We start from the raw sequence: 16,708 nt of genomic DNA on the forward strand, positions 1-16,708 counted from the left end.
CTTTTCGCGGGGGCGCGCGTCCGCGTGCGTCCCCTGATGCTCTAACTCTACGGATGCCGTCGGAAGTTCCCGGAACCCGCCCAAACCGGACTCGGAAGGCCGCTGCCCGGGCCGCCTGGAACGATGTGCCAATGGCACCGAGTGAGCAGCAGGGCGTGGCCGGCCTGGCCCGCGAAGTCGAGGAGTTCGTCGCCTCCGGAGGATGGGACCAGCCGCCGCAGTTGTTCGCGCTGGTCCCGACCGCGGCGCTGCTGGACGAGCAGCCCGAACTGGCCGGTCAGCTCGACGCGTCGGCCCCGCTGACGCCGGTCGCTCAGGAGGCTCTGCCCGAAGGTGACCTCGGCGAAGCGCTGGCCCAGATCGCGTGGCCCGATCTGGTGCTGGGCTGCGCGCTCGCGCAGGAGATCATCGTGCTGCCGCCGGACGCCGAAGCCGAGCTTCCCGTCGTGCCCGAGACCGACGCCGAACGCCTGCGTCAAGCGGCCGCCGACCACCCGCGCCGGACCGAAGCCCGCCTCGTCGCGGCTGTGCTGCGGGATGGCGCCGGAGCGTGCGTCATGCGGCTTCGCGGCGCCGGGCAGCCCTCCGAACCCGATGACGTCCCCGTCGACGAGATCATCGAGAACCCGGAGCTGGCGCCCAACCTGCTCGAAGCCCTGAAGGCCACCCTGCTGCCCTGACCTGCGAAAAGAGAGCAAGGGACCTTTGCTACCGCCTGCCCAGGTAGGCGGCGAGCGATAGCAAAGGTCCCTTGCTCTCCTCAGCCAGATCCGTGGGGCGGTAGCAAAGGTCCCTTGCTCCCCCGCGGTCAGCAGGAGGCGGTCGGCCTACCCGCCTTGAGGTTGTCGAGCTGCGCGATCGCCTCGTCCAGCGTGGACACCTTGATCAGGTTCAGCCCCTCGGGCGCGGCGGTCTTCGCCTCGGCGCAGTTGTGCGCGGGCACGAGGAAGTCGGTGGCGCCGGCCTCTCGAGCGCCGACCACCTTGAACGAGATGCCGCCGATCGCGCCGACGTCACCCTTCTCGGAGATCTCGCCCGTCCCGGCGATATGCCTGCCACCGGCGAGGTCGCCGGGCTCCATCTTGTCGACGATCGCGAGCGCGAACATCAGGCCCGCCGACGGGCCGCCGACGTCCTGCAGCGAGATTTTCACGTCGAAGGGAACGTCGGCACGGTCCACCGCGGTCAGGCCCATGAAGCCTTCCGGCCCATCGGGCCGCTGCGCGAGCGTGAGCGGCACGGTGCGTTCGGCCTGACCATCGGATTTGAAGGTGATCTGGACGGTCTGCCCGGGCTTCGTCCCGTTCAGGGCGGCCCGCACCTCGGTCGCCTCGGTGACCGTCTTCCCGTTGACCACCAGAAGCCGGTCGCCGGGAGCGAGCACCTTGTCCGCGGGACTGCCGGAGACGATCGCCTTCGCGAGCACCTTCACCGGGAACTTGCGGCGCAGCGCGGCGACCTGGGCAGCGGTCTGCGAGTCCTGCAGCTGCTGGATGTTCTCCTGCCGAACCTGCTCGTTGGTTTCGCCCGGCTTGAAATATTCCTCGCGCGGCGCCAGCGCGTACCGGCCGCTCGCCCAGAGCCCGAGCGCGTTGAACAGCGTGATACCGCCATCGCGCAGAGAGACCGTCGTCATCCGCAGCTCGCCGGAGGTCTGGAAGACCTCGTGCCCGTTGACCTGGATCACGGACTGCCCGGCGGCGTCCTTGCCGAGCGTGTCGTAAGTCGGCCCGGGGCTGATCGCCACATACGGCACGGGGATGAAGAACCCGACCAGCGCGAAGACGACGAACAGCGCGCCGCTGACCAGCAGCGTCCAGCCGCGCCGGGTCAGCCGCCGTTCGGAGCGGTCCTGGTCACCCGCGGAGCCCGCACGGCTCCGCGCTCCTGTGGTCTCCTCCGAGGGCTCTGTCACGCGTGACAGCGTACGGTGACCGTGTTCGCTTCTCGGTGAAGGCCACGCTCATCACTCCACTTGACGAGCTGTGAAACCCGGGACCCGCGTACGGTGGTGCCATGAGCAAACCCCCGTTCGGCTTCGGACCGCCCGATCCCGACAAACGAGGCGAGAACGAGCCGTCGGACTCCGGCGGCCAGCCCTCCGGCGCCGAGGCCTTCAATCAGCTCGGTCAGATGCTCAGCCAGCTGGGCCAGATGCTCAGCCAGGCCGGCAGCTCGACCGGGCCGGTCAACTATGACCTGGCGAAACAGATCGCGTTGCAGAACCTCAGCAGCAGCGGCAGCACCGACGTCCAGCTCGGCTTTTCGTCGTCCAGCGGTGGCGACTCGAGCACGGCCGTCCGTGACGCCGCCCACCTGGCGGAGCTGTGGCTCGACGCCGCGACGATCCTGCCCGCCGGAGCCACGACCACGGTCGCCTGGTCCGCGCGTAACTGGGTCGAGAAGACCTTGCCCACCTGGCAGCGCCTCTGCGACCCGGTCGCCCAGCAGGTCTCGGGTGCGTGGGTCCAGGCCTTGCCTGAAGAGGCCAAACAGGCCGCCGGCCCGCTTCTCTCGATGATGGGCCAGATGGGCGGAATGGCCTTCGGCTCCCAGCTCGGTAACGCTCTGGCTCAGTTGGCTTCCGAAGTGCTCACCTCCACCGAGGTCGGTCTCCCGCTCGGCCCCGCGGCCACGTCCGCGCTGCTGCCGGCGAACATCGAGAAGTTCACCGAGGGCCTGGAGCTGCCGACCAGTGAGGTGCTGGTCTTCATCGCCGCGCGCGAGGCCGCCCACCAGCGACTGTTCGCCCACGTCCCCTGGCTCCGGCAGCGGCTCCTGGCCACCGTCGAGGAGTTCGCGAGCGGGATCTCCGTCGACACGTCGGCGCTGGAGCAGCTCGCGGGCCAGATCGACCCGTCGAACCCGGCCAGCATTGAAGAGGCCATGTCCTCCGGCCTTCTCGAGCCGCAGACCTCGCCCGAGCAGAAGGCGGCCCTGAACCGCCTGGAGACCCTGCTCGCGCTGGTCGAAGGCTGGGTCGACGTCGTGGTGGCCGAGGCCATCGGCGACCGGCTTCCGGGCGCGGACGCACTCCGGGAGACGCTGCGCCGCCGCCGGGCCACGGGTGGCCCCGCCGAGCAGACCTTCGCCACCTTGGTCGGGCTGGAGCTCCGGCCCAGGCGGATGCGGGCGGCCTCCTCGCTGTGGAAGCTCGTCGGCGACCAGCACGGCATCGAGAAGCGTGACGGCCTCTGGTCCCACCCCGACCTGATGCCGACCGCCGACGACCTCGACGAGCCGCTCGACTTCTCCGAACGCCTCGGCGACGGCGAGTCGACACTCGAAGGCATCGACCCGATCGCCGAGATCGAGCGCACCGAGCGCGAGAAGAACAAGCCCAAGGGCGACGAAGAAGAGAACTGAGGCACGTCAGTCCTCCGCCGCGATGCCCCATCCGGCGGCGGAGGACAGACCCTCCAGGTAGCCGATGGCGCGTTCGGTCTTCGGGTAACGGCGAACGAGCTCCCAGAAGGCCGCGTTGTGCCCTGGCTCCTTCAAATGCGCGAGTTCGTGCACGAGGACGTAGTCCAGCACCCATGCCGGCACCCGGCGCAGACGATCGCTGACCCTGATCGTCGCGTCGACCGGTGTGCAGGAAGCCCACCTCGTCCTCATCGGCGGCACCCAGCGAACGCTCGCGGGTATCGCCTTTCCGTCCAGATACTTCGCCGAGAGCACGGCGCAGCGTGCCAGCAGCGCCTCGTCCGACGCCTTGGGCGGCGCTGCCTGCCGCGGGCCTTTGCGCAGCAGCTTGCGCTGCATCTCGGCAACCCAGTGCTTCTCCTCGGCCCGGGTCATCCGGGCGGGGATCAGCACGACGAGGGTGTCCTCGTCCCAGTACGCGGTGACGGTCCGGTGGCGGCGTTGGCTGCGCCGTACCTCGACCTTGTGTTCGGGAGTGTCCGACGGATTCGTCGTGTCCCGGCCCCTCAATGAGGGCGTCCGTGCTTCGACCACTCGACCACGGTAAGGCCAGTCACCGACAACTCCGAGAGCCGAAAGGTCACAGCCTCCAGTTGTCCACAACGGGGCCAACCTGTGGATAACTCCCGTTTTTTCGAGCGGGTGGACGGCAGCCAGGTGCGATCCTGCGATCATGAACCTGCGCGAACCGGACCTGCGATCGATCATCCTGCCCGACTTTCCCGCCCTGCTTCCGGGGCTGGATGTGCTGGAACGGGGAAACGGCGAGATCCAGATCGGCCTCGACCCCGCACACGCCGTGGTGATCGCCGGCGTCGCCACCGAGGTGGCCGAAGCCCTCCGCGGGCTGGACGGGAAACAGGCCGCGGACGACATCGTGCTCGCGCAGAGCGAACACGACGAACAGCTGCGGGACCTGATGACGGACCTGACGGCCCGAGGTCTCGTGACCGATGCGGGCCAGTCCGATCGGCAGCCGAGACCGAGGGCCGAGACAGGGCTTTGGTCGCTTCGCGCCCGCCACCATCAAACGGCCATGACGGCCCGCCGCAAGCGCACCGCGGTGGCGATCCACGGCGACGGCAGGCTGGCGGTGGCCATCGCCGTCCTGCTCGCCAACGGCGGCGTCGGGCACATCGACGTCCGGGCTTCGGGCACGGTTCTCGAAGCCGACCTGGGCTCGGGCTACACCGAAGCCGAAATCGGCTTGCCACGCCGGGACGCGATGGCGCAGGTCGTGCGCCGTGCCAGGGCGAGCACCGTGACGACGCGGCTCTACTCGGACCGCCGGCCGGAACTCGCCCTGCTCACCGATGCCGTGGTGCCCGCTCCCGAAGTGGTCGACGAACTCGTCCGCGACGGGATCAACCACCTGCCGGTCCGCGTCAGGGACGGGGTCGGGATCGTGGGACCTTTGGTGGTGCCCGGCCGCAGCAGCTGCCTGCGCTGCGCCGACCTGCACCGGGCAGGCCGCGACGATTCCTGGCCGAGGGTGGCGAGCCAGCTCGTCGGCCGGGTGCAGCGAGCCGATCTCGGCTCCGTTCAGGCCTGCGCGGCGCTCGCCGCCGCACAGGCGCTCAGGCTCCTGTCCCCGAGCGATCAGGCGCCGCCCACGTGGAACGCCACGCTGGAGATCGACTTCTTCGACGGCAAGATCCGGCATCGCGACTGGCCGCCGCATACCGCCTGCGGATGCGGTGCTCGTTGATACGGCGAGCGACGTAGCCCACACGCACTCCCTCAACAGGCTGCGCGGGCGCAGTGAATCAAGGCAGAATCGCGAAGGTGACCGACTCCCGCAACGCCGAGGACCGTGAAGCCGCCATCCCCCGCAACGGGGCAGCGCGAACGGCGAAGCTGGCCAGTATCCCGCTCGGCATAGCGGGGCGGGCGGTCGGCGGCTGGGGCAGGCGGCTGACCGGGCAAAGCGCCGACGAGGTCAACGCGACGCTGTCCGCCAAGGCGGCGGAGCAGCTCTTCGAGGTCCTCGGCACGCTCAAGGGCGGCGCGATGAAGTTCGGCCAGGCGCTGAGCGTCTTCGAGGCCGCGGTGCCGGACGAGATGGCGAAGCCCTATCGCGAGGCCCTGACGAAGCTTCAGGCCGCCGCGCCGCCCATGCCCACCCGGCAGACCCATCGGGTCCTCGCCGAGCAGCTGGGGCGCACCTGGCAGCAGCGGTTCGCGGCCTTCGACGACGAGCCCGCCGCTTCGGCGAGCATCGGCCAGGTCCACCGCGCGACCTGGCACGACGGCCGCGAAGTCGCCGTCAAGGTGCAATATCCCGGAGCCGACGACGCCTTGCGGAGCGACCTCCGGCAGCTCCAGCGTTTCAGCAGGTTGTTCCAGGCCTTCGTGCCGGGGACCGAGGTGAAGCCGCTACTGGCAGAGCTCGCCGAGCGGATGAACGAAGAGCTCGACTACCAGGCCGAAGCGCAGAACCAGCGTGCTTTCGTCAAGGCGTTCGAGGGCGTGCCCGGGTTTCTGATCCCCCGCGTGGTCGCCAGCGCGCCGAAGGTCGTCGTCACCGAGTGGGCCACCGGCACCCCGCTGTCGAAGATCATCGCCGGCGGCGACAAGGAGACCCGAGATCGCGCCGGCCGCCTGCTCACCGAATTCCACTACTCGTCGCCGGAACGAGCCCGGCTCCTGCATTCGGACCCGCATCCGGGCAATTTCATGCTGACCGCCGACGGCAGGCTGTGCGTCATCGACTTCGGCGGGGTGTCCCGGCTGCCCGAGGGGATCCCGCAGCACCTCGGCGAGATGACCAGGCTGGCACTCGACGGCGAGTCCGCGAAGCTGATGCGGCTGCTCAGGGAGTCCGGCTTCATCCGGGGCGACGCGGATCTGCAGGCCGACGACGTGCTCGCGTACCTGGCACCGTTCACCGAACCGCTGGCGGGCGACACGTTCCATTTCACCCGCCGCTGGATGCAACGCCAGGCTGGCCGGGTCGGCGACACCCGCGGCCGCGACTTCCGGATCGGGCGTTCCCTCAACCTGCCGCCCGAGTACCTGATGATCCACCGGGTGACCGCCGGATCGACCGGCATCCTCTGCCAGCTCGACGCCGAGATCCCCGCCCGCGCGATCGTCGAACGGTGGCAGCCGGGCTTCGCGGCCTGAGAAGTTATCCACAGGGAACGGTGCGACTGAGCCGAAAACGTGTCCGCCCGGGCAAGTTGTCCACAAGTTGGCTGAAGTGGTTCCACCCGGTCGGCCCAGCGGCCATCCTCGATTCATGACCACTACACGAAGCGCCCGACTCATGGCGCTCAGTAACACCAGCGAATCCGGGATCATCACCAGCCGAGAGCTGCGGCAGGCGGGCGTCACCGCACGCTACGCCGCGAAGCTCTGTGGCCCGGGCGGTCCTTGGCGAAGGCTGATGCCGGGCGTCATACTGTTGCGCGACTCCGCGCCCACCCGGCTCCAGCTGCTACAAGCCGCTGTCGCGCGGTTCGGACCGGAGGTCGTCGTGACAGGCGCCGACGCGCTACGCGCACGAGGTGTCGGCTGCCCGCTGACACGGGAGGTCCATCTCCTCGTCCCCGACTACCGGCGCGTGCCGGCGGAACCGGGCATGCTGCCGCGAAGAACCACGCGGATGCCGTCGCCGACCATGATCGACGGCGTCCCGTTCGCCCCAGCGGCCCGGGCAGCGCTCGATCTCGCCCGGCTGGAGCTCGACCCCCTGCGAATCGACGAGCTGATCTCGCTGCCGCTGTATTGGGGGCTGTGTACGCTCGACGAACTCAGCGAGGAGCTCGATTCCGGTAACCGGCGAGGTTCGGCCGCGGTACGCGCGGCTCTGCGACGCGTCGATCCCGAGGAGACGTACGCGCATGGGCTGGCGAAGAAGGTCCTAAGCGGCTGCCCGCTGCCCTCGCCGTCGTGGAACACGACGCTCTGCGACAGACGAGGACGCCCCATCGGCACCGCCGACGCCTGGTGGGACGACATCGGCATGGCGTGGCAATTCCGGCCCCCGAAACAGGGCGCCGCGAATTTCCACCCGCTGGCGCTGACCGCGACCGGGATCGTATTGGTCCGCTGCACGATCGACCAGCTGAAGAAGGTCCCGCTGGAAGTCGCGGCGGAGCTCGTCAGGGCGTTCGGCGAAGCGACGCGGACGCCGAGGCCGAAGGTCCGCACGATCGGCCGGATCGACGCCGCCTGAGGTTCACCAGTACTCGTCCGGCAGCTTTCCTTCGATGTCACGGGTGTGGCGGCGAGCGCAGGCGGGGCACATCCAGCGCACGACGTTCTTCTCGCGAGTGGAAACCCAGGCGAGTGTCTGCGCGGGCTCCTCGTCGCCGCCGCGGATCCGGCCGCACAACGAGCAAGTGACCTGCTCACTCACGATCGCCGTCCACAATGGATGGTCTTCGCCCCTTGGAGGAACAGATCCCGGCGAGCGCCCAGGAAGGCCGGGTTCGCCGGATCCACCAGCGCGGCCGCGGTCTCGTGGTCGTCATCGCCGAGCCGGTCGCCCGCGACCTCGTTGAGCCAGGTCACCCGCTCGATGACGAACTCGCGCAGCAGCTCCGGGCCGGGCGCCGGGTGGTGGATGAGCACCCCGAAGGAATCGACGTCGACGAGGCCGGCTCGCTGCAGCGCGATGTTCCAGCCGTAGGGCATGGAGACCGAGCCGGGGATTCCTGCCCGCATCTCGGCGAACCACTCGCCGCGCGCGGCGAGCAGCCTTTCCTCGAGCCCGGGGCGGCCGATGCCGAGATCCCAGGGGAGGCAGTTGAAGTCCAGGCCACCCTCGGAGATGGCGACCAGCCCGCCGGGGCGGGCGAGCCGGGCGAGGGTGTCGATGGCCGCCTGCTGATCGGGCAGGTGGTGGACCACGCGGGACGCCCAGACCAGATCGGCGGCGGGGAGCTTGGCGGGCAACCCCTCGTCGGCCACGTCTGCGTGGATCGTCTCGACGACGGCTTTCTCCCCAGCAGCCGCGCTGACGACTCGGTGCGCTTCGGCGAGTAGCTGTTCGGTCGCGTCGACCAGCACGATCTTGGCGCCGGCGGCGGAGAGCTCCTCGGCGAAGAGCACGCTCATCCCGCCCGCGCCACAGCCGACGTCGAGGATCGTCAGCCCGTCCGGCATCCCTTCCAGCAGCCGCCGAGCCGCCGCCCGCATCTGCTCGGCGTCAAGTGCCTCGGCCATGCGAAGCGAGCGAAGCCGATCAGACCAGTCGATGTCGTCATGCGTGTGTACGGCCATTCCTCAAGTGAACACCACGCCGAGCCGCGCCACGTCCCAAAAGGGGAGCGGGGACCTTTGCTATCGCGCCGCGATAGCAAAGGTCCCCCGCTCCCCCTGAGTGGTCAGGCCTGGAAACGCTCAGCTCGCCGGGTCGCCCACCGGGCGACCTTGGTCCACCTGCGCGCGGCGCGTGGACCGCTCCGAGCCCGCTGCGCGCGGACTCCCTCCTCGAGGTCTCGTATTCGGGCCCTGGACAGTTCTTCATAAAGCAACATTTCGCTGGTCTCCTCGACCTTGATCTCGTTCAATTCGGTCGGCGCGTGAGTTCCCGTCCGCGCCTCGTAATCCCTGGTGGTGATGAGTTCGACGGTCATGCCGCGGCGCTCCGCTCGACCTTGCCCGCGACCGGGCGAGCCTCGGCGGCGGGCTCGACGACCGCGTTCTTGCGGGGACGGCCACGGGGCCGCTTCCGCGCGACGACGACGCCGCGCTCGAAGATTTCGCCACCCCAGACACCCCACGGCTCACGCCGCGAAAGGGCGCCCGCGAGGCAGGCGGAACGGACCGGGCAGTCCGCGCAGAACGCCTTCGCTCGCTCGAGTTCTGCCGGCGACTCGGCGAACCACAGGTCCGCGTCGCCCGAACGGCAGGGAAGCATCGACTCGGGCGAGTCGATGGCGTCGAGCAGGTCGACGACGCCTGCGTCGGCGAAGGGCAGGGCCTCCCCCGGCGCGAAAGCTATGGCCGATGACATAAGTGCACTCCTCTGTGCCGTAACGGATTTCGTACTCACGGTGGAACTGGACAACGCTGAACCCCAATTAGGTTGTGCAGCCAACTTGGTTGTGCAGCAAAAAACACGAAGGCCGCGGATCCGGTAACCGGTTCCGCGGCCTTCGTGAGCCTCTGGTCCTGACTAGGTCAGGAACTTCGCTCCCGTTCGGACAACGGAACACGGAACTGCTTGATGACCGGCAGATCGACGCCACCGTTCACGTACGCCCCACCGAAGGCGGCAGCGTGCGTGAAGGTCTCGTCGGCGGTGACCCAGCGCCGGTTGAGACGCTGAGTGCCGCGGGCGGCAAGGATGCTCACGGGCATGAAGGTGCCCTGGCGCTGTGCCTGCGGGACTTCCGCGACGCAGGACAGACGGGTGCCAGGGTTCGTGAGCTTCATGTTGATCCTCATTTCACTGACACCACCTTTCTCTGTCGCGCGCGAGCCGCCCTGCGGTCTACGCTGTGTTGTAGATGTTCTTCCCCAGGCCGGGCGCTTCCCGCCCGGTACCTGCAGGTTATTGCCCCCGGCCGCACCGGGGCAACTTATTTTCCAGAAAATCCGTCGAAGTTGCGAAGATCGGCTCTGAGCAGCAGGTTCGCCGCGTGGATCAAGCCTGGGACGCGGTCAAGTCTCCACCGAGGCCCGCACGACGTCGAGAACCTCCGCGCCGAAGCGTTCGAGCTTCGTCGCTCCGATCCCGGAGATGGCACACAACGCCGTGTCATCGGTAGGCCGCTGCTCGGCGATGGCGACGAGCGTCGCGTCCGTGAAAACGACGAAGGCCGGCACCTTGAGCTCGCGCGAGCGCTCACCTCGCCAGGATTTCAGCTTCTCGAGCAGCTGCTCGTCCACGTTGGACGGGCAGCGGGAACACCGGCCGAGCTTGATGTCCAGTGTCTCCAGCAGCGGTCCGCCGCACACGCGGCACCGTGCCTTGTTGCCGGACTGCTTCGGCTGCTGCGCTCGGGCGACCCTCGCCGCCGGGTGATCTTCGGGGATGAGGCCGTAGAGGAACCTGCTGCGTCGCCGATTACGGCGATTTCCCGACGTTCTGGCCAAGGCCCACGACAGCGAGAGATGCACTCGAGCACGTGTGACGCCGACATAGAAGAGGCGGCGTTCTTCCTCGATGGCGGCGTCGTCGCCGTCGGCGTGGAGGATCGGCATGGTCCCCTCGGCGAGGCCCACGAGGAACACGGCATCCCATTCGAGACCTTTCGCCGCGTGAAGCGAGGCCAGGGTGATGCCCTCCACCGTCGGTGGATGCTGCGCTGTCGCCCGCTGTTCGAGCTCCGCCACGAATCGAGGAAGATCGGCGTCTTCGACCGTGGAAGCCAGTTCCTCCGCCAACTCGACGATCGAGAGAAGCGCGTCCCACCGCTCTTTCGCCGCGCCTCCGGCAGGAGGCTGGTCGGTGAGCCCCACTTTCGCGAGGACCGAGCGGACACGGGTCACCAGCTCGCCGGTGTAAGCGTCGGTCGACGCCATCCGCAGCGCGGACATGGCCTGCCGGACCTCGGCCCTGGCGAAGAACCGCTCGCCGCCGCGGACCAGGTACGGAATGCCCATCTCCGCCAGAGCCTGCTCGTAGGCCTCAGACTGGGCGTTGACGCGGTAAAGCACCGCGATCTCGCTGGCCGCGACGCCGCTGTCGAGCAGATCACGGATTCTGCGCGCGACAGCCGCGGCCTCGGCGGTCTCGTCGTCATACTCCGCGAACCGCGGGGCCGGCCCGGACGGACGTTGGCCGATCAGCTTCAACCTCGACCCCGCAGGACGGCCGCGCGCGGCACCGATCACTTGATTGGCGAGAGCCACGACTTCCGGCGTCGACCGGTAGTCCCGTTCGAGCCGCACGACCGTCGCCTCGGGGAACCTCCGCGTGAACTCCAGGAGCGGCCGGGGAGAAGCACCACCGAACGAATAGATGGTCTGATTCGCGTCGCCGACGACGGTCAAATCGTCACGGCCGCCGAGCCAGGCGTCGAGCAACCGCTGCTGCAGCGGGGTGACGTCCTGATACTCGTCGACGACGAAGCAGCGATACCGCTCACGGAACTCCTGGGCCACCACCGTGTGCTCTTCGAGGACGGCCGTGGTGTGCAGGAGCAGGTCGTCGAAGTCGAGGACCTGCGCGGCGTTCTTGACCTTCTCGTAGTTGCGGTAGACCTCCGCGACCTGGGAGGCGGGCGCCGGTGTGTCTCGCTGTGTCCGTGCGGCTACCGCGGGATAGTCGTCCGGCGATACCAAAGAGGCCTTGCTCCACTCGATCTCACTGGCGAGGTCGCGCAGCAGTTCCGTCTCAGTGCCGAGGCCGGCCTTGTTGGCGGCTTGGCTGATGTAGCGGAACTTGTTCTCGAGCAGCTCCCAAGGCCGGTCCCCGACGACCTGAGGCCAGAAATATCGCAACTGGCGGCGGGCGGCGGCGTGGAACGTGAGCGCCTGGGCGGCGTCCACACCCAACCCCCGGAGACGCGTGCGCATCTCCCCCGCGGCGCGGGTCGTGAAGGTGACGGCGAGGACCTGACCAGCGGCGACGTGGCCGGAACGGACCAGGTGAGCGATGCGATGGGTGATCGTCCGGGTCTTGCCGGTCCCTGCTCCCGCAAGGACGCAGACCGGCCCCCTGGGCGCGCAGGCGGCGGCGCGTTGCTCGGGATCGAGCCCATCGAGCAGGCCTGGACGACTCTTCGGGGACGATGCGCTAACCACGTCCCGATCCTCGCAGAGTGCCCGCCGGGTTCGGCGCAGGGCACGCAGCCGTATCCTGGTCACATGGCGGGAAAGCAGGACAAGGAAGCAGCGAAGCTGGCCAAGAAGGAGAAGCGTGCCGCGAGCAAGGCTCGCCGCGGGCAGATCTTCGAAGCCTTCAAGATGCAGCGCAAGGAAGACAAGGCGCTCATCCCCTGGATGGTCGGATCGCTCCTGGTCATCACCGGTGTCGTGTTCGGCATCGGGTTCATCTTCGACGTCCACTGGGTCTTGCTGCCGCTGGGCATCCTGCTCGGTGCACTCGCCGCTGTGATCATCTTCGGCAGGCGGGTCCAGAAGACCGTGTACTCGAAGGCCGACGGGCAGCCGGGTGCCGCGGCGTGGGCGCTCGAGAACATGCGAGGCCGCTGGAAGGTGACGCCGACCGTGGCGGCCACCACCCAGCTCGACGCCGTGCACCGAGTTCTCGGTGGTCCGGGTGTCGTGCTCGTCGCCGAGGGTGCGCCGCACCGTGTGAAGTCCCTGCTCGCGCAGGAGAAGAAGCGCGTGTCCCGCTTGATCGGTGAGACACCGATCTACAACGTGATCATCGGCAACGAAGACCAGCAGGTGCCGCTGAAGAAGCTTCAGAGCCACCTGATGAAGCTGCCGCGCAACCTCAAGCCCGCCCAGGTCGACGCGCTGGAAGCGAAGTTGGCCGCGCTCGGCAGCCGCGGCGCCGCCATGCCGAAGGGCCCGATGCCCGCCGGCGCGAAGATGCGCAACGTCCAGCGCACCATCCGTCGCCGCTGACGAAACGAGGATCAGGGGTCCTTTGCTACCGCCGCGTGCGGTGGCAAAGGACCCCTGATTCGTCTCCGGGTAAAAATTGTCGGTGGGTGGTCGCATGATCACTGTGTGGACGGAACCTCGAGCGCCCGGCAGAAGGCGCTGGCAGCGATGTTCCCGGACGGCGTGGCCGCCCGGGCGAAACTTGTCGCCCTCGGGCACTCTCACTCCTCGATCTCGCGCCGTTGCCGCGAGGGCGGCCCGTGGCGCCGTCCGATCCCCGGCGTCATCCTCCTGACCAATGCCACGCCGACCAGGCACCAGCTCTTGAAGGTCGCGCTGACTCACGCGGGGCCGGAGGCGATGCTCACCGGAGTACAGGCCGCCAGGTTGTACGGGGTTCGAAGACTCCCGCCGGAAAGACGGGCGCACACCCTGATCCCTCACCGAAGCAAGGTCGCCACCTGGGGATTCGCGGTCGTAGAAAGAACGATCCACCTACCGGAGCCGGTGGATATCGATGGGTTGCCTGTCGCTCCTCTAGCCCGAGCCCTCATCGACGCGGCTCGACGTATGGACGAACTCAAGTCGGTACGGGCGATGATCCACGACGCGGTCCATCGTGGGCTCTGCACTCCAGAGGAACTTCGCGACGAGCTGGCCCAGGCCAGCACGATCGGCTCCGCGCTCCCACGAATAGTCGTCAACGCCCTCCAGGACGGCGTCGACTTTGCCGTCGAACAGTGGCTGGAATCTGCAGTCGAGCGCAGCGGCTTGCCCCAGCCCGTGTGGAAGGCAGAGCTACGGACTCCCGACGGAGTGGTTGTCGGAATCGCCGATGCCTGGTGGCCGCAGGTCGGCGTCGCACTGCAAGTGCGCTATGACGAGGTCGCTCTCGGACCGGACACGGTGTCGGAAATGCCGGCTCTCGTCGCTCCGGGCCTCATCGTCGTACAGGTGAGGCCGGGGCGGTTACGTGACGAGCCGCTGGTGGTGATCCAAGACCTGCGAGCAGCCCACCGCCGTGCCCGACAACGACCGCCTCCAGATCTCGGGAGCGTCCCTGCGGCTCCGGCTGCCTGACCGCTACCGGTCCGGCTTCCGGCGAGAGCAAAGGTCCCTTGCTCCCCACCCGCGGTCATCGCATGCGGATTACAACGGTTCCGGTCAGCCGGTCGAGCCAGCTTCGTCCGTCGATGTTGCGGATCGCGGCTGGAATGATCACGAAGGTCAGCGCCCCTCGCACGACGGCACGCCACACACCTACCATTTGCGCGCCGTCGAGCCTGGCGACGCGGATTCCGACCACTGCCATACCGGGGGTGAACCCGAAGAAGGCCGCGGGAATGACCGTGATCGCCGCCCAGACGCCGACCGACCAGAGGTTGAAGGTCTGCATGACGGCCGGGTCCTGAAGGCTGGGCGTCACGAAGAGGGCGGTGACCAGCGAGGCGAGGACCAGGTCGATGAGCAGCCCGAGAAGGCGCGCGCCGCCGCCCGCTACCGAGCCGACACCCGACTGGGGCAAGCCGAGTCGCTCACCACGCCACCGCTGCGTACCCTCGCCACCGGCCGTCGTCTCATCGCCGGCTCCGGGCAGCCATTCTCCGGTCCATCTCGCCACCCATCCAGGGTATGCCGGTGGCGCGGGCCACATTCGCCCTGGTCGACTACCCGATATCGCCGCCCCGTTAACACCGGCGAAACATACGGGTGACGGTCGGGCAACACCGCGCTCTTAGCGTGAGCCGAAGAGAGTACTGCCGCCGGCAACGAACGAGAAGGAGTCACCGAGGGTGCCCACTACTCCAGACGACATTCAGCGCCTTATCGCCGACGAGAACGTAGAGGTCGTCGACGTCAGGTTCTGCGACCTGCCCGGCGTTATGCAGCACTTCACCGTTCCGGCGAAGGCGTTCAACGAAGAAGCCTACGAAGAAGGCCTCGCCTTCGACGGCTCCTCGGTGCGTGGTTTCCAGTCGATCCACGAATCCGACATGCTGCTCCTCCCGGACCCCGAGACTGCGCGTATCGACCCGTTCCGCAAGGCGAAGACGCTCTCGCTGAACTTCTTCGTGCACGACCCGTTCACCCGTGAGGCGTACAGCCGCGACCCGCGCAACATCGCACGCAAGGCCGAGCAGTACATCTCCGAGTACGGCGTCGCGGACAACGTGTTCTTCGGCCCCGAGGCCGAGTTCTACATCTTCGACTCGATCCGGTTCGACTCGGCCGAGCACGCCTCTTTCCACGAGATCGACTCCGTCGAGGGCTGGTGGAACACCGGTGCCGACGTGCCGGGCGGCAACCAGGGTTACAAGACGAAGTTCAAGGGCGGCTACTTCCCCGTCCCGCCGGTCGACCACTTCGCCGACCTGCGCGACGAGATCGTCCGTAACCTGCAGGGCTCCGGTTTCGAGATCGAGCGCGCGCACCACGAGGTGGGCACCGCCGGCCAGACCGAGATCAACTACAAGTTCAACACGCTGCTGCACGCTGCGGACGACCTGCAGCTGTTCAAGTACATCGTGAAGAACACCGTGTTCGCCGCCGGCAAGACCGCGACCTTCATGCCGAAGCCGCTCGCCGGCGACAACGGCTCGGGCATGCACTGCCACCAGTCGCTGTGGAAGGACGGCACGCCGCTGTTCCACGACGAGTCGGGGTACGCGGGTCTGTCCGACACCGCCCGCCACTACATCGGCGGTCTGCTCAAGCACGCACCGAGCCTCCTGGCCTTCACCAACCCGACCGTCAACTCGTACCACCGGCTCGTGCCGGGCTTCGAGGCCCCGGTCAGCCTGGTGTACTCGCAGCGGAACCGGTCGGCCTGTGTCCGTATCCCCATCACGGGCAACAACCCGAAGGCCAAGCGCGCCGAGTTCCGGTGCCCGGACTCGTCCGGCAACCCGTACCTCGCGTTCTCGGCGATGATGATGGCCGGTCTCGATGGCATCAAGAACAAGATCGAGCCGCCGGAGCCCATCGACAAGGACCTCTACGAGCTTCCGCCGGAGGAGGCCCAGAACGTCAAGCTCGTTCCGGGCGACCTCGGTGCGGTTCTCGACACGCTGGAAGCCGACCACGACTACCTGCTCGAAGGTGGCGTGTTCACTCCCGACGTGATCGAAACGTGGATCTCCTACAAGCGCGAGAACGAGATCGACCCGCTGCGGCTGCGTCCGCACCCGTACGAGTTCTCGCTGTACTACGACGTGTGATCGTGCGGTAGGAAACACCAAGAGCACGCCGGTGGTGAGGTGCGGAATCGCCCTCACCACCGGCGTTTCTTGTTGGGCTAGGCAGTACAGCTACTCCGAAGTGGAAAGAACCTTCAGGTCGACGCCCGCTCGCTCGATCCGGCCACGCGGGTCGTCCACCAGTTTGCGTCGCTCGAGATCCATCAACCCCAGCGTGCACGTGATCTCCGCCGAGAGGGTGCCGTCGAGCTTGTAGATGTTCGAGTCCATGTGGAAGGTCTTGCCGGTGCCGAATTTGGCGTCGCAGGTCACGTCGACGACATCGCCTGCCCGAAGCTCGCGCCGGAAGACGATGTGGGATTCGAGCAGCACGAAGGCAAGATTCGCATCACGCATACCCGCGTTGAGGCCGCCGGCGAGTTCCATCAGCTCAAGTCGGGAGACCTCGCCATACGAGTGGTAAACCGCATGGTTGAGGTGGCCGAGGGTGTCCAGCTCGTAATGACGCACCTTGATCCGGGTGCGAAACGGCTCGCGCACAGTCACCGGTCCACTGTAAGCGCCACCCGCCGTCCGCGATGCCGAGTGTGAGCAAGGGACCTTTGCTACCG

At 67.9% G+C, this 16,708-nt stretch carries 18 protein-coding genes; 8 read left to right on the forward strand and 10 right to left on the reverse strand.

The features are described from left to right. Nucleotides 1-131: 131 nt before the first annotated feature. Nucleotides 132-680: a PPA1309 family protein gene (locus NQK81_RS16685; protein WP_126737729.1), complete on the forward strand. Its 549-nt coding sequence runs from the start codon at nt 132-134 to the stop codon at nt 678-680. A gap of 128 nt (nt 681-808) precedes the next feature. Here NQK81_RS16685 and NQK81_RS16690 read toward each other — a convergent pair whose 3' ends face one another. After that, the gene (locus NQK81_RS16690; RefSeq protein WP_371878901.1) at nt 809-1,813 is read right to left on the reverse strand and encodes a YlbL family protein; all 1,005 of its coding nucleotides are present in this window, start codon (nt 1,811-1,813) and stop codon (nt 809-811) included. A 203-nt stretch (nt 1,814-2,016) separates the two neighbouring features. Here NQK81_RS16690 and NQK81_RS16695 point away from each other — a divergent pair, with 203 nt between their 5' ends. Next, nucleotides 2,017-3,366: a zinc-dependent metalloprotease gene (locus tag NQK81_RS16695; protein ID WP_126737727.1), complete on the forward strand. Its 1,350-nt coding sequence runs from the start codon at nt 2,017-2,019 to the stop codon at nt 3,364-3,366. 6 nt (nt 3,367-3,372) lie between these two features. Here NQK81_RS16695 and NQK81_RS16700 read toward each other — a convergent pair whose 3' ends face one another. Continuing rightward, nucleotides 3,373-3,936 carry a M48 metallopeptidase family protein gene (locus NQK81_RS16700; RefSeq protein ID WP_007033866.1) on the reverse strand — a complete coding sequence of 188 codons (564 nt, stop codon included), beginning with the start codon at nt 3,934-3,936 and terminating at the stop codon, nt 3,373-3,375. Between the two features lie 163 nt (nt 3,937-4,099). On the opposite strand from NQK81_RS16700, the gene NQK81_RS16705 reads away from it, so the two are divergent. The 3 genes from NQK81_RS16705 to NQK81_RS16715 all read left to right on the forward strand — a co-directional run bounded on the left by NQK81_RS16705 (nt 4,100) and on the right by NQK81_RS16715 (nt 7,606). Then, nucleotides 4,100-5,134 (forward strand): hypothetical protein, encoded by a 1,035-nt coding sequence (locus NQK81_RS16705; protein WP_257488936.1) that lies wholly within the window; start codon nt 4,100-4,102, stop codon nt 5,132-5,134. 77 nt (nt 5,135-5,211) lie between these two features. Continuing rightward, nucleotides 5,212-6,552, forward strand: a complete 1,341-nt coding sequence (locus NQK81_RS16710; protein WP_257488937.1) for an ABC1 kinase family protein — start codon at nt 5,212-5,214, stop codon at nt 6,550-6,552. 142 nt (nt 6,553-6,694) lie between these two features. Then, nucleotides 6,695-7,606, forward strand: coding sequence for a hypothetical protein (locus NQK81_RS16715; protein WP_257489774.1), 912 nt, complete (start codon nt 6,695-6,697; stop codon nt 7,604-7,606). Nucleotides 7,607-7,609: 3 nt separating this feature from the next. Here NQK81_RS16715 and NQK81_RS16720 read toward each other — a convergent pair whose 3' ends face one another. The 6 genes from NQK81_RS16720 to NQK81_RS16745 all read right to left on the reverse strand — a co-directional run bounded on the left by NQK81_RS16720 (nt 7,610) and on the right by NQK81_RS16745 (nt 12,129). After that, the gene (locus NQK81_RS16720) at nt 7,610-7,792 is read right to left on the reverse strand and encodes a hypothetical protein (protein ID WP_371878902.1); all 183 of its coding nucleotides are present in this window, start codon (nt 7,790-7,792) and stop codon (nt 7,610-7,612) included. Then, nucleotides 7,786-8,655 carry a class I SAM-dependent methyltransferase gene (locus tag NQK81_RS16725; RefSeq protein ID WP_257488938.1) on the reverse strand — a complete coding sequence of 290 codons (870 nt, stop codon included), beginning with the start codon at nt 8,653-8,655 and terminating at the stop codon, nt 7,786-7,788. Before NQK81_RS16725 ends, NQK81_RS16720 begins: the two co-directional genes overlap by 7 nt. A gap of 104 nt (nt 8,656-8,759) precedes the next feature. Continuing rightward, nucleotides 8,760-9,011, reverse strand: a complete 252-nt coding sequence (locus tag NQK81_RS16730; RefSeq protein ID WP_126737722.1) for a hypothetical protein — start codon at nt 9,009-9,011, stop codon at nt 8,760-8,762. Then, a complete protein-coding gene (locus tag NQK81_RS16735) occupies nt 9,008-9,391 on the reverse strand; it encodes a WhiB family transcriptional regulator (RefSeq protein WP_126737721.1) in 384 nt (127 codons plus the stop codon). The genes NQK81_RS16730 and NQK81_RS16735 overlap by 4 nt, the downstream gene beginning before the upstream one ends. Before the next feature lie 167 nt (nt 9,392-9,558). Further along, the gene (locus NQK81_RS16740) at nt 9,559-9,825 is read right to left on the reverse strand and encodes a hypothetical protein (RefSeq protein WP_126737720.1); all 267 of its coding nucleotides are present in this window, start codon (nt 9,823-9,825) and stop codon (nt 9,559-9,561) included. A 216-nt stretch (nt 9,826-10,041) separates the two neighbouring features. Next, a complete protein-coding gene (locus tag NQK81_RS16745) occupies nt 10,042-12,129 on the reverse strand; it encodes an ATP-dependent DNA helicase UvrD2 (protein WP_257488939.1) in 2,088 nt (695 codons plus the stop codon). A 63-nt stretch (nt 12,130-12,192) separates the two neighbouring features. On the opposite strand from NQK81_RS16745, the gene NQK81_RS16750 reads away from it, so the two are divergent. Together NQK81_RS16750 and NQK81_RS16755 are read left to right on the forward strand one after the other, a co-directional pair. Further along, nucleotides 12,193-12,921, forward strand: a complete 729-nt coding sequence (locus tag NQK81_RS16750) for a DUF4191 domain-containing protein (RefSeq protein ID WP_192746453.1) — start codon at nt 12,193-12,195, stop codon at nt 12,919-12,921. A gap of 105 nt (nt 12,922-13,026) precedes the next feature. Next, nucleotides 13,027-13,980 (forward strand): hypothetical protein, encoded by a 954-nt coding sequence (locus NQK81_RS16755; protein WP_257488940.1) that lies wholly within the window; start codon nt 13,027-13,029, stop codon nt 13,978-13,980. Between the two features lie 55 nt (nt 13,981-14,035). Here the strand turns inward: NQK81_RS16755 and NQK81_RS16760 are convergent, their stop codons facing one another. After that, nucleotides 14,036-14,521, reverse strand: coding sequence for an RDD family protein (locus tag NQK81_RS16760; protein ID WP_185927434.1), 486 nt, complete (start codon nt 14,519-14,521; stop codon nt 14,036-14,038). A gap of 172 nt (nt 14,522-14,693) precedes the next feature. Between NQK81_RS16760 and glnA the strand changes: the two genes are divergently transcribed. After that, a complete protein-coding gene (gene glnA, locus NQK81_RS16765; RefSeq protein WP_007033879.1) occupies nt 14,694-16,118 on the forward strand; it encodes a type I glutamate--ammonia ligase in 1,425 nt (474 codons plus the stop codon). Between the two features lie 90 nt (nt 16,119-16,208). Here the strand turns inward: glnA and NQK81_RS16770 are convergent, their stop codons facing one another. Continuing rightward, the gene (locus NQK81_RS16770; RefSeq protein WP_126737716.1) at nt 16,209-16,643 is read right to left on the reverse strand and encodes an acyl-CoA thioesterase; all 435 of its coding nucleotides are present in this window, start codon (nt 16,641-16,643) and stop codon (nt 16,209-16,211) included. Nucleotides 16,644-16,708: the final 65 nt, after the last annotated feature.

It is taken from the genome of Amycolatopsis roodepoortensis, from assembly GCF_024628825.1.
GTDB lineage: Bacteria > Actinomycetota > Actinomycetes > Mycobacteriales > Pseudonocardiaceae > Amycolatopsis > Amycolatopsis roodepoortensis.

What these genes read in the sequence shown, in the direction of transcription:
- NQK81_RS16685 (WP_126737729.1), top strand. Translation starts at nt 132, where the DNA reads ATGGCACCGAGTGAGCAGCAGGGCGTGGCCGGCCTGGCCCGCGAAGTC.
- NQK81_RS16695 (WP_126737727.1), top strand. Translation starts at nt 2,017, where the DNA reads ATGAGCAAACCCCCGTTCGGCTTCGGACCGCCCGATCCCGACAAACGA.
- NQK81_RS16705 (WP_257488936.1), top strand. Translation starts at nt 4,100, where the DNA reads ATGAACCTGCGCGAACCGGACCTGCGATCGATCATCCTGCCCGACTTT.
- NQK81_RS16715 (WP_257489774.1), top strand. Translation starts at nt 6,695, where the DNA reads ATGGCGCTCAGTAACACCAGCGAATCCGGGATCATCACCAGCCGAGAG.
- NQK81_RS16725 (WP_257488938.1), bottom strand. Translation starts at nt 8,655, where the DNA reads ATGGCCGTACACACGCATGACGACATCGACTGGTCTGATCGGCTTCGC.
- NQK81_RS16730 (WP_126737722.1), bottom strand. Translation starts at nt 9,011, where the DNA reads ATGACCGTCGAACTCATCACCACCAGGGATTACGAGGCGCGGACGGGA.
- NQK81_RS16735 (WP_126737721.1), bottom strand. Translation starts at nt 9,391, where the DNA reads ATGTCATCGGCCATAGCTTTCGCGCCGGGGGAGGCCCTGCCCTTCGCC.
- NQK81_RS16740 (WP_126737720.1), bottom strand. Translation starts at nt 9,825, where the DNA reads ATGAGGATCAACATGAAGCTCACGAACCCTGGCACCCGTCTGTCCTGC.
- NQK81_RS16750 (WP_192746453.1), top strand. Translation starts at nt 12,193, where the DNA reads ATGGCGGGAAAGCAGGACAAGGAAGCAGCGAAGCTGGCCAAGAAGGAG.